An 11,111-nucleotide genomic window follows, 5' to 3' on the forward strand; every position below is an offset into this window, starting at 1 on the left:
GTCGTTGTAGCTGCCGAGGTTGTGCTGCAGCATGCCGATGTCGCCCTGGTCGAACTGGGCGACCATCTTGGTGAAGTCGTTGTTCAGATCGGCGGCCGGGGTGGCCTTCTTGTAGAGGCCGACGTACTTCTCCAGCGCCGCCACGTTCTTGGGATCGTTGAGGGTGGTCTTCTCACCGTCCCAGAAGGTGTCAATCCCGGACTGGGCGTACATCATCTCCATCGCCTGGGCGATGGACCCGGCCCCGCCGCGCAAGGTGAAGCCGAACTTGTTCTTGCCCTGGTCGGTCAGCTCGTCGGCGGCCTTGTAGAAGTTGTCCCAGCTGGTCGGCGCGGGCAGGCCCTTCGCCTTGAACAGATCGGTCCGGTACCACAGCGTGCCCTGGTTGGCCGAGGTCGGGACGGAGAACATCTCCTTGTCGTCGCCACCGGCCGCGCGGACGCTCTCCACCATGTTCTTGACCAGCTTGCCCTTGAGCGAGCTGTCCTGGATGCGGTCGGTGACCGGCTCCAGGGCGTTCTGGGCGACCAGGCCGGCCAGATACGCCGTGCCCACGCCGCCCACGTCGGGCAGGCTGTCACCGCCGCCCTGGATGGCCGTGTCGTACTTCGACTGAACGTCGGCGATCGGGATCGGCACGTACTCGACCTCGATGTCCGGGTACTTCTTCTCGAACTTGGCGATGATCTGCTTCCAGATCGCGGTGCGCGGGCCGCCGTTGTTGTCCCAGAAGACGATCTTGCCCTTGCCGGACCCCTCCGACCCGGAGCCAGACCCGTCGTCCCCGCACGCGGTGGCGGACAGGGCGAGGGCGAGCGTCACGGCCACGGCGGCGACGCCACGTACGGTTGGTATCGGGTTTATTCGCATGGTGCGCATCTCCTAGCGGTGAGTCTGGGGTGCCCAGCCGTCGCTGCCCGCGAGGTAGTCGGCCACCTCGTGGTCCGCGGCGTCGGCGTCCGTCATCCGCGGTCGGTCGGCGGACGGGGCGGCCCCCGGTCCGGTGTTGCGGTACTCGCTGAAACGGGCTTCCTGCCATGGGAATCCGCCCATGTCCGTCCACGGAGACGACTTGACCGCGGCGGGCAGCCAGGTGTCGCGGATCAGCACCTGGGCGATGGCGTCCGGCTCGCCGCCGGGATGCCAGGGGCGGCCGAGGTGGAAGGTCTGGTCGGGCGCGTCGCTGACGATCCGGCTCCGGGTGATGAGAAAGCCGTACGGATTGCCCTTCCAGGTGCTCGCGGCAGTGATGTAGCCGTTGTTGCTGTCGCTGCCGCGGCTGAGCGCCTTGATGGTGGAGCGCTCGATGACGGTGGTGGCGCGGCCGTAGATGAAGTCGACGTCCCCCTCGATATACGCGTCGCGGAGATAGACGCGGCTGACGGTGGTCAGCTTGGGGCTGTCGGTCATCAGGGTGTCCTGGTTGCCCTTGAAGGCCGTGTCCGTGAAGACGATCCGGTCGCCGGTCGTCTTCATGGCCAGCGCCTGCTCGCCCTTGAGGTCGTGGGCGGCCTCGTCGAAGTCGTTGACGAAGGTGAGGTGGCGGGCGGTCACATCGCTCGCGGCGATCAGCACGGTGGCGCTGCCTGTGGAGCCGCCGTACTCGGCGGGGGTGTCGTAGACGATCACGGTGTCGTCGCGGTCCCGCCCGGTGCCCAGGAAGGTGAGGTGCGGCTTGTCGGCCGGGACGCGGACCTGCTCACGGTAGGTGCCGGGCGCGATGGCGATCGTGATCCGTCCGTCGTTGCCCGACGGTACAGCGTTGACGGCGCCCTGGACGGTACGGAAGTCACCCGAGCCGTCGGCCGCGACGCGCAGCACGGTGTCGGCGCCGAGGCTGTTCTGCGGTCCGGAGAACTTCTTCACCAGGGCGGGCACGGCGGCGGCCGGATCGAGCCGGTACGGGTAGAAGTCGCGCGGGTCGAAGGCCTCGCCCCGGGTGTCGTGGCGGCCCGTGGTGTCGCGGGCGATGCTGCCGCGCTGGACCAGTTCGGCCGTCTCGTCGGCCTGGTAGGGGTTTCGGATCCCGTCGTAGTAGCTGTTCTCGATCACCATCTTGGTCCGGCCGCGGGACCAGTTGCCGTACGTCCACACCGGGTCCTCGTCCCGGTACTGGGCGGACAGGTAGTTGTTGTAGAGGTGCGCGTGGGCGGCGTTGTCGATGGACGGGCTGCGCTGCTTGATGCCGGTGAACCAGTTGTGATGCAGGGTGATGTTCGTGGTCACGTTGTCGGTCCAGCCGAGGCCGAACGCCTTGTTGTGGTTCTTGAAGACGTTCCAGGAGACCGTGATGTAGTCGCTGTCCTTGCGGATGTCGAGCAGTCCATCGCCCATGTGGGTGAGCGTGTTGTGGTCGATCCACACGTGGTGGACGGTGTCCATCTGGATCGCGTCGAAGTCCTGGGTCTTGCCGTCCCAGTCGCCCTCGACATAGCTGTCCCGGATGGTGAGGTTCCGGATGATGACGTTGTGGGTGCCGGGGTTGAGGTGGAGCTCGCCGTGGACGATCTCCCCGGTGGTGCCGACGCCGATGAGGGTCTTGTTGGAGGCGACGATGATGTCGGAGCCGAAGGGGGATACGTCGATGGAGCCTGCGATGCGGATGATGTAGGGGTCGGGGGCGGAGGCGTACGTGGTGAGGTCTTGCTGGGTGCGGACGGTTACTACTTTGCCGCCGGCGCCGCCTGTTGTGCCGCCTGCGGTGGCGGCGAAGCCGTCGGGTTTGTCGGGCCAGGTTTTGGTTGTGGCTTGCGTTTTGTCTCGTGCTTGCGCTGTGGGGGCCTGGAACGCTGGCACTAGCGTCAGGAGTGTGGCCAGCAGCACGAAGGTGGCCCTATGAGCGAGCGCCGTTGTTCTTGCTGTGCGTGGCCGTCTGCGGGTGGGGGTGTGCCCACCCGTCCCGCCCTGCGGAACGAATGCCCACAACCTCATCACGAGGCTCCTTCCGTGCGGAAGTTTTTGAAGTCGGCGTAGCCGGGTGTTCCCTGGCCCTTGGGGGCTGTGGCGAAGAGGCCCAGGAGGGCGCCTACCCAGCGCCAGGGGGTGGCGGCGAAGACGGGGCCGGAGGGGTGCCAGCTGTTGCCGGTGCCCGTGTTGGTGAGGAAGCGGCAGCGGGCGTTGCGGGTGACCTCGATGCGGAGGTGGGCCCGGCCGTCGGGGGCGTCGCGTGGGGGTTCGGCGTCACGTTCGTGTTCGGTGGCGACGTCGGCGAAGCGGTGGACGAGGCGGGTTCCGTTCGCCGTACGCTCCAGGCCGATCCAGCCGAACGCGTCGCCCAGGACGGCGAGTCCCGCCTTGGCGCCCGGCACCTGGCTGTGCAGGGACAGCTCGACCGTGACCGTGAACTCCTCCGCGGGCAGCCGCTGTACCAGCACGTTCGGCAGCCGCCGCAGATCGTCCGCGTCGGCGGTGCGGTGGCAGGTCAGCCACAGGCCGTCGCCGCTGTGGGCGGTGGTCAAGACCGGGGCCGGGTTGGCCGTCCACGACCACTGGCGGCCGTACCGCCCGCCCGGGAAGCCGTCGTCGGTCGCCGGGGCCTCGGGGGGCTGCGGATCCGCTTTGGGTTTGCGGTACGAGGCGACGGGCTCGCCGCGGTCGCCCATCACGGGCCAGCCGTCCTCGGCCCACTCCATGGGCTGGAGGTGCACCACGCGCCCGTACGCGCCGCGCTGCTGGAAGTGGAGGAACCAGTCCTCGCCCGCCGGGGTGTCCACCCACGCGCCCTGGTGCGGGCCGTTGATGTCGGTGCGGCCCTGGGCGAGGACGGTGCGGTGTTCGTACGGGCCGAAGAAGTCACGCGAGCGCAGCGCGCCCTGCCAGCCGGTCGCCACGCTGCCCGCCGGGGCGAGGATCCAGAACCAGCCGTCCCGCTGGTAGAGCTTCGGCCCTTCGAGGGTGAACCAGCCGGGGATGGCGTCCGCGTCGACGATCAGTGTGCCCTCGTCCAGCAGGGCCGTGCCGTCGGGGCTCATCCGGTGGCCGGTGAGCCGGTTCTTGACCCCGGCACGGGACTTGGCCCAGGCGTGGACCAGGTAGGCCGCGCCGTCCTCGTCCCACAGCGGGCAGGGGTCGATCAGGCCTTTGCCCGCTTTGAGCAGATGTGGCCTGGTCCATGGGCCACGCGGGTCGGGGGCGTTGATCTGGTGAATGCCGGTGTCGGGGTCGCCCCAGAAGATCCAGAAGCGGCCGTCGTGGTGGCGGATGCTGGGTGCCCACACCCCGCAGTCGTGCCGTGGGGCGGCGAAGGACTCCTCGGGTTCGAGGCGTTCCAGGGCGTGGCCGATCAGCCGCCAGTTGACCAGGTCGCGGGAGTGCAGGATCGGCAGGCCGGGGGCGCGGCCGAAGCTGGAGGCGGTGAGGTAGTAGTCGTCGCCGACCCGGATGGCGTCGGGGTCCGACCAGTCGGCGTTCAGTACGGGGTTGCGGTACGTGCCGTCGCCCTGGTCGGCCCGCCACACATGCCCGCTCACGGATGAGGTCATACGGTCGCCCCCTTGTCGGACAGCTGGGCCCCGATCCGGGCCGCCGCCCCGCGATCGAGGCGGCCGTCGGCGACCGCGGTGACGATGCGCCGGGTGACGGTGTCGGCGGGGGCGATGGCCAGCCGCCGGTCCCAGGCGAGGGCCGAGCCGACGCCCGAGTAGTCGCCGGTGCGGACGAACCAGGGGTCGGCGCGGGTGTCGCCGGTCGCCCCGGCGAACACCAGGGTCCAGTCCTCGGCCGCGAGCGCCAGCCAGTCCGAGGGTCTGCCGTGCACCGCGGCCTCGCCCTCGCCGTCCGCGCTGAAGACCCGCGGCGGCTCGCTGCGGCGCGGCGCGCGCCAGAAGAAGCCGCCGTAGCCCGCGCCGGGGCGGCCGTTGGTGGCCGGGCTGCCGATGGTGACGGTCTCCCCGGTCACATTGGTGAGGGCGGTGGTGAAGTCGAGCGCCCAGCAGCCGTCGGCGCCGTGCGAGAGGGCGCGCACCGCGACCGTACGCCGCTCCAGCAGGAGCTGCCGCCCGCCCGCGACCCACGACAGCTCCTCCACGAAGCCGTCCGGGTCGCGCAGCAGCCAGCCCAGGTGGCGCTGTGAGCCGTGGTTGTCCAGTTCGGTGGGGCCCTGGCCGCGCACATAGGTGCGGCCGCCCCAGAAGTTGCGCCCGGCCACGTCCGGGATCGCCATGCCGACGCCCAGGTGGTGCGGGTGGTCGGCGGGGCGCGACTCGGTGACGGTGATGCCCGCCAGGGTCCGTACGGGGTGCAGATACGGACGAGGGGAGAGGGCATCGGGCAGCTGCGGGCGGTGGGTGTAGGTGCCGACGGGTCGTCCGTCGCAGCGCAGCACGGTGCAGGGGGGCCGGTTGGCCAGGGAACGGTTCATGTGTGGGGGACCTCCGCGGGGGGTGCGGCCCAGGGGGCGCGCAGTTCCGAGTAGAGGGCGAGGCGTTCCGCGCCGGCGGCGACCAGGCGGTCGATGCCCGGTACGACGCGGCGCTTCGCCGAGGGCGCCGCGCCGATGCCCGGCTGGGTGCGCCAGGCGTCCGCGGGGAGCCGGACCGGATCGGGGGCGGTGCGGATGGCTTCGACGACGCGCATGAACGCGCCGGTGCGGTGTGGGGGGACGAGCAGTTCGGTGCCGTCGCGCAGATGCGCGGCCAGGTTCTCCAGGAGGTCGGTCCTGGGGTGGTCGGTGGTCTCCGGCTCATGTCCCGGGCGCTCCAGGAGCACCCGGTCCAGCTTGTACCAGAAGGTGATCCGGCCGCGGTCGCCGTGGATGAGGACGTACGGCTCGCCGGGCTGTTCGGCGCAGAGTGTGGCGGCGACGGTGACGGTGGTGGCGCGGGCGGTGCGCAGCCGTACGCAGGAGGTGTCGTCGGCCTCGATGTCATTGGCCTGGAACAGTTCCAGCTCGATGGATTCGATGTCCTCGGCCCGGTCGGCGCCGTCGATGCGCAGGGCGGTGGCGACGGCGTGGGCGAGGGGGTTGGTGAGCACGCCGTCGATGACGTCGCGACCGTCGAGGGAGCGGTGTCCGGCCCACGGGGCGCGGGTGTAGTAGTCCTCGTCGCGGGCCCAGGCCCCGGCCGCGCCGATGCCGGTGACCTCTCCGATGGCGCCGTCGGAGATGAGTTTCCGGATCGCGGTCAGGGCGTGGGAGCCGAGCGACTGGAAGCCGATCTGGCAGGCGGTGCCGAGTCTGTACAGGCCCTCGGACATGCGGGTGAACTCGGCGTAGGAGGGCGTGGGGGGCTTCTCCAGCAGCAGGTGGGCGCCGCGGCCCGCGGCGGCGAGGGCGAGGTCGGCGTGGGTGTGGATGGGGGTGCAGATGATGGCGATCCGCGCGCCCGTACGGGTCACCAGGTCGGCGAGGTCGGCGGACTGTTCGGGGGTACCGAGGCCGTCGCCGAGCTCTTCGGCGGTCAGGGGGGTGAGTTCGCAGACTCCGGCGAGCCGGACCAGGCCCTGGGCGGTCAGCCGCCGGATGTTCTCCAGGTGCCAGCGGCCGTGGCCGCGGGCCCCGGCGAGTACGAGGGGGGTGGGTTCCATGGTCACCTCTCAGCCGATCCGCCCGGCGCCCGCGCCGCGCGCCACGTCCTTGGCCGCCTTGGCTGCGCCGTCGATCGGGCCGTGCAGGGCGGGGGTCCAGCCCACGTCGGGTTCGAGGTCGCGTTCGCTGCCGGAGTTGTACGAGTTGTGGATGGCCAACAGGTCGACGGGGTAGCCGTTGAACTCAGCTCCGCTCTGGTGCAGGGCGCTGCCGTTCCAGCTCTTGACCAGGTCGGCGGCCTCGACATGGCCGGGCGTGGTGAACGCGTTGTTCTCGGCGTAGATCCGTGACTCAGTGGATACGCCCCACGAGTAGCGGTAGTCGGCGCCCTCGGGGACCTCGTAGGCGTTGTTGTAGACGTGGACCTGGCCGAAGCGGACCCGGGGAGCGCGCTGGGCGACGCCTTTGAAGCTGTTGTGGTGGAGGGTGACGCGCAGCTTGCCGCGGTCTGTGGTGACGTTGTCGCCGTTGCCGATGAGCATGGCCTTGTCGTGGTCGGCGAACCGGCTCCAGGAGACGGTCACCAGGTCCGAGCCGTTGGTGATGTCCAGCAGCCCGTCGTGGCGCAGGTAGTTGCGGCCGAAGTAGGTGGGCTCGGCGGCGTCGGGGTGTCCCTTGTCGCTGATGGTCACATGGTCGACCCACACGTGGTTCGCGCCGCGCAGCCAGATGTTGTCGTACGCGGTCTTCCAGTCTCCAAGGCCGCCGGTGTTGGGCTGCCAGACGGGGAAGCAGTCGTAGGCGTCGCGCAGTTCGAGGTTGCGGGCGATGACGTTGGAGGCGTCCTTGACCTGGAGGCTCGCGCCCTTGAGGACGGCGTCCCGGCCGATGCCCACGAGGGTGGTGTTGGAGCCGACGGCCAGCTCGACCCGCTCGGCCTGGCGCGCGGCGGAGGCGGCGCGGGCCTCCTCCTGCGGGCCGGAGGGCTTCTGGCCGCCCCAGGTGCGGGGGTCGTAGGCGGTCAGGTACTTCTCGGTGGTGTAGCCGTCGGTGGCGTAGTCCGCGCAGCTCAGCGGACGTCCCTGGGCATCGGTGTTGGCGTCGATGGTCCCCCGGACGTAGATGATCTTCGGTACGGGGCTGCCGCCGTCCAGCGCGGCGGCCAGCTGCGCCCGGGTCCGTACGGTGAACACCTGCGCGTCGTCGGCCGCGGCCCCGCCGGTGGTCCCGGCGCCCTCCGCCGCCCATCCGTCGTCCGCCCCGAGCACATCGCGCCCGAGGTCACGGCCGGGGGCGGGGGCGTAGTCACGGCTGAACGCCGGCGGCTCTGCCTGCGCCCCGGCGGGCAGGGTCAGCCCGACGAGCGCGACCGCCGCCAGGGCCGTCGTGCCGAGCCGGGTCCACCCCGTGCGCTTCGCGCGCGATATCGCTGGAACCCCCCGTCCCTGGGGGTGCGCCATGCGCATCTTCGGACCTCCTTGTCCGCGAGAGTTGTGCTCCGGTCAGCCGCCGCCCGGCCGGGCGGCGGCCTTACGGCCTAGCCCTTGACCGCACCCGCGCTGAAGCCGGTGATCAGCCACTTCTGGATGAAGGCGAACACGATGACGACGGGCACGGCGGCGATCACTCCGCCCGCCGCCAGGGCGCCCAGGTCGACGCTGTCCGCCCCGATCAGCGTGTTGAGGCCGACCGGGATGGTCTGCTTGTCCTGGGAGCTGAGGAACATCAGGGCGAACAGGAAGTGGTTCCAGCTGTGCACGAAGGCGAAGGAGCCCACCGCGATCAGGCCGGGCCGCAGCAGCGGCAGTACGACCGCGCAGAAGGCGCGGAAGCGTCCGCAGCCGTCCACCCAGGCCTGTTCTTCCAGGGACACCGGCACGTTCTTGATGAAGCCGCTGATCAGGATCATGGACAGCGGCAGCTGGAAGACGGTCTCCGCGATGACCACGCTCCCCAGCGAGTTGATCATCTGCAGGTTCTTGAAGATCTCGAAGAGCGGGACCAGCATCAGCGCGCCGGGGATGAACTGCGAGGCCAGCAGCGCCAGCATGAACCCTTTTTTGATCTTGAAGTCGAAGCGCGCCAGGGCATAGCCGCCGGCCAGGGCGACCGCCGTGGTCATCACCAGCGAGGAGACTCCGACGATCATGCTGTTCTGGAAGAAGATCCCGAAGCTTCGCTCGTTCCAGACCTTGGCGAAGTGCTCACCGGTCATCGGCCAGGGCACCAGCGAGGTGGAGCCGGCCGGGCGCAGCGCGAACAGCAGCATCCAGTAGAACGGGATCAGGGTGAACAGCAGATAGAGGGCCAGCGGCAGATAGATCTGCCAGCGCGGCACGCCCTGATCGATTCCGCGCCCGCGCTTCTTGCCCTTGTCCGCGTCCGGAGCGGTGGCGGGGGCGGGGGCGAGGCCCTTCTCCGCGAGTGCGGTGGTCACTTGTTGTCGCCTCCGAACTTGCTCAGGCGCAGATAGAGGATCGAGCAGAAGAGAAGGATCACGAAGGCGACGGTGGTCAGCGCGGAGGCGTAGCCGAAGTCGTGTCCGTCGATGCCGGTGTTGGCGACATACAGCGGGAGGGTGGTGGTCTGCCCGGCCGGGCCGCCGCCGGTGAGGGTGTAGAGGAGGTCGACGTTGTTGAACTCCCACACCCCGCGCAGCAGCGTGGAGAGGATGATCGCGTCCTTCAGATGCGGCAGGGTGATGTGGAAGAACTGCCGCATCCGGCCCGCGCCGTCGACCGAGGCCGCCTCGTACAGATCCTTCGGGATGGACTGCAGATCGGCCAGGATGAGGATGGCGAAGAACGGGACGCCGCGCCAGAGTTCGGCGAGCACGGCCGCCCAGAAGACGGTGCCGGTGTCGGAGAGCACCGAGGTGCCGTAGCTGCCGATCCCCGCGTCCGCCAGATAGCGGCTGATGCCGGTGGACGGGTTGTAGAGCAGCATCCAGATGGTGGTGGTCAGCACCCCGGACACGGCCCAGGGCGAGAAGACCAGGGCGCGGGCGATGCCGCGGCCGATGAAGGTCTGGTTGATCAGCAGGGCGAGCGCGAGTCCGAGGACCAGCTGGAGCAGCACCTCGGTGACGACCCATTTGCCGCTGAAGGCGAGGGTGTCCCAGAACTGCGGATCGTCCGTGAAGATCTTGGTGAAGTTGTCCAGCCCCGCGTAGCCGTTCCGCCAGGGCTTGGTGACGTTGTAGTTCTGCAGGCTGTAGTACAGGACGCTGAGCATCGGATAGGCGATGAAGCCCAGCATCAGCAGCCCTGCGGGGGCGATCAGCAGATACGGGAGGCGGCGGGCGGAGCCTTTGCCTTTGGTACCGCTCATACGGCTGGTACGGCTGGTACGGCGCCGGGTGACCCGGGGTGGTTTCGCCACGGCGTCGGCCATGACTGCTTCTCCGTTCTCAGGGGTGCACGGTGCACGGTCGGGCGGGTGAAGCGCTTACCGAATGTTGTTCGGTATGTCGTGCAAAAAAATTGCTGCTCGGAGGGGAGTTCAGCCCGCGTACGGCTCGGGGTCCACACCGGGGGCGGCAAGGAAGCGGAAGTCGCAGCCGGTGTCGGCCTGGGTCATCTGTTCCTGGTAGAGCGCGCCGTAGCCGCGGGCGTAGCGGGGCGGGGGCGGTGTCCAGGCCGCCCGGCGCCGCTCCAGCTCGGCGTCGTCGACCTCCAGGCGCAGCGTGCGCGCCTCGACATCGAGGGTGATCAGATCGCCCGTGTGGACGAGGGCGAGCGGCCCGCCGACGTACGACTCGGGCGCGATATGCAGCACACAAGCCCCGTAGCTGGTCCCGCTCATCCGCGCGTCGGAGATGCGGACCATGTCCCGCACCCCCTTCTTGAGGAGGTGGTCGGGGATCGGCAGCATGCCGTACTCGGGCATGCCGGGGCCACCGAGCGGACCGGCGTTGCGCAGCACCAGCACGCTGTCCTCGGTGATGCCGAGGGCGGGGTCGTTGATGGTCGCCTGCATGGTCTTGTAGTCGTCGAAGACGACGGCCGGGCCGGTGTGTTCGAGCAGCCGCTGCTCGCAGGCGATGTGCTTGATGACCGCGCCGTCGGGGCAGAGATTGCCGCGCAGCACCGCCACTCCCCCCTCGCTCGCCCGTGGGTTGTCGAGCGGGCGGATGACCTCGGGGTTGTGGACCAGGGCGCCGTCGAGCTGTTCGCGCAAGGTGGTGTGGGCGACGGTGGGGCGGTCCAGGTGCAGGACGTCCTTCAACTGGGCCAGTTCGGCGAGGAAGCCGGGCAGGCCGCCCGCGAAGTAGAAGTCCTCCATCAGATAGCGGCCGCCCGGGCGGAGGTCGGCCAGCACCGGGACGGTACGGGCGATCCGGTCGAAGTCGTCGAGGGTGAGCCGCACCCCGGACCGCCCGGCCATGGCGATCAGATGGATCACGGCGTTGGTCGAGCCGCCGAGCGCGAGGACGGTGGCGACCGCGTCCTCGTATGCCTCACGGGTGAGGATCTTGGACAGCTTGAGGTCCTGCCGGACCAACTCGACAATGCGCAGCCCCGAGTCCGCGGCCATCCGCTCGTGTCCGGAGTCGACGGCCGGGATGGAGGAGGCGCCGGGGACGGTGACGCCCAGCGCCTCGGCAGCGGCCGTCAGCGTCGAGGCGGTGCCCATGGTCATGCAG

At 69.8% G+C, this 11,111-nt stretch carries 9 protein-coding genes; all 9 read right to left on the bottom strand.

Annotated features, from left to right (window positions below; translation table 11 throughout):
• A partial coding sequence (locus CCN51_RS27750; protein WP_245881694.1) for an ABC transporter substrate-binding protein occupies nucleotides 1-870 on the bottom strand: 870 nt, incomplete at its 3' end.
• A gap of 12 nt (nucleotides 871-882) precedes the next feature.
• Nucleotides 883-2,931 (bottom strand): pectinesterase family protein, encoded by a 2,049-nt coding sequence (locus CCN51_RS27755; protein ID WP_078610696.1) that lies wholly within the window; start codon nucleotides 2,929-2,931, stop codon nucleotides 883-885.
• Entirely contained in the window at nucleotides 2,931-4,481 is a 1,551-nt protein-coding gene (locus CCN51_RS27760; protein ID WP_014180680.1) for a glycoside hydrolase family 43 protein, read from the bottom strand. The genes CCN51_RS27755 and CCN51_RS27760 overlap by 1 nt, the downstream gene beginning before the upstream one ends.
• Nucleotides 4,478-5,359: a DUF6807 domain-containing protein gene (locus tag CCN51_RS27765; protein ID WP_014180679.1), complete on the bottom strand. Its 882-nt coding sequence runs from the start codon at nucleotides 5,357-5,359 to the stop codon at nucleotides 4,478-4,480. Before CCN51_RS27765 ends, CCN51_RS27760 begins: the two co-directional genes overlap by 4 nt.
• Entirely contained in the window at nucleotides 5,356-6,525 is a 1,170-nt protein-coding gene (locus CCN51_RS27770) for a Gfo/Idh/MocA family protein (RefSeq protein ID WP_014180678.1), read from the bottom strand. Before CCN51_RS27770 ends, CCN51_RS27765 begins: the two co-directional genes overlap by 4 nt.
• A gap of 9 nt (nucleotides 6,526-6,534) precedes the next feature.
• Nucleotides 6,535-7,932 (bottom strand): pectate lyase family protein, encoded by a 1,398-nt coding sequence (locus CCN51_RS27775; protein WP_014180677.1) that lies wholly within the window; start codon nucleotides 7,930-7,932, stop codon nucleotides 6,535-6,537.
• A 71-nt stretch (nucleotides 7,933-8,003) separates the two neighbouring features.
• Nucleotides 8,004-8,816 carry a carbohydrate ABC transporter permease gene (locus CCN51_RS27780; RefSeq protein ID WP_238545709.1) on the bottom strand — a complete coding sequence of 271 codons (813 nt, stop codon included), beginning with the start codon at nucleotides 8,814-8,816 and terminating at the stop codon, nucleotides 8,004-8,006.
• 83 nt (nucleotides 8,817-8,899) lie between these two features.
• The gene (locus CCN51_RS27785) at nucleotides 8,900-9,859 is read right to left on the bottom strand and encodes a carbohydrate ABC transporter permease (protein WP_014180675.1); all 960 of its coding nucleotides are present in this window, start codon (nucleotides 9,857-9,859) and stop codon (nucleotides 8,900-8,902) included.
• Nucleotides 9,860-9,967: 108 nt separating this feature from the next.
• On the bottom strand, nucleotides 9,968-11,111 hold a 1,144-nt coding region (locus tag CCN51_RS27790), incomplete at its 5' end, for a dihydroxy-acid dehydratase (protein ID WP_245881695.1).

It is taken from the genome of Streptomyces milbemycinicus, from assembly GCF_002154605.1.
In the GTDB taxonomy this organism is placed as follows: domain Bacteria; phylum Actinomycetota; class Actinomycetes; order Streptomycetales; family Streptomycetaceae; genus Streptomyces; species Streptomyces milbemycinicus.

Coding starts and splice junctions, on each gene's coding strand:
- CCN51_RS27755 (WP_078610696.1), bottom strand. CDS start 2,931: ATGAGGTTGTGGGCATTCGTTCCGCAGGGCGGGACGGGTGGGCACACC.
- CCN51_RS27760 (WP_014180680.1), bottom strand. CDS start 4,481: ATGACCTCATCCGTGAGCGGGCATGTGTGGCGGGCCGACCAGGGCGAC.
- CCN51_RS27765 (WP_014180679.1), bottom strand. CDS start 5,359: ATGAACCGTTCCCTGGCCAACCGGCCCCCCTGCACCGTGCTGCGCTGC.
- CCN51_RS27770 (WP_014180678.1), bottom strand. CDS start 6,525: ATGGAACCCACCCCCCTCGTACTCGCCGGGGCCCGCGGCCACGGCCGC.
- CCN51_RS27775 (WP_014180677.1), bottom strand. CDS start 7,932: ATGCGCATGGCGCACCCCCAGGGACGGGGGGTTCCAGCGATATCGCGC.
- CCN51_RS27785 (WP_014180675.1), bottom strand. CDS start 9,859: ATGGCCGACGCCGTGGCGAAACCACCCCGGGTCACCCGGCGCCGTACC.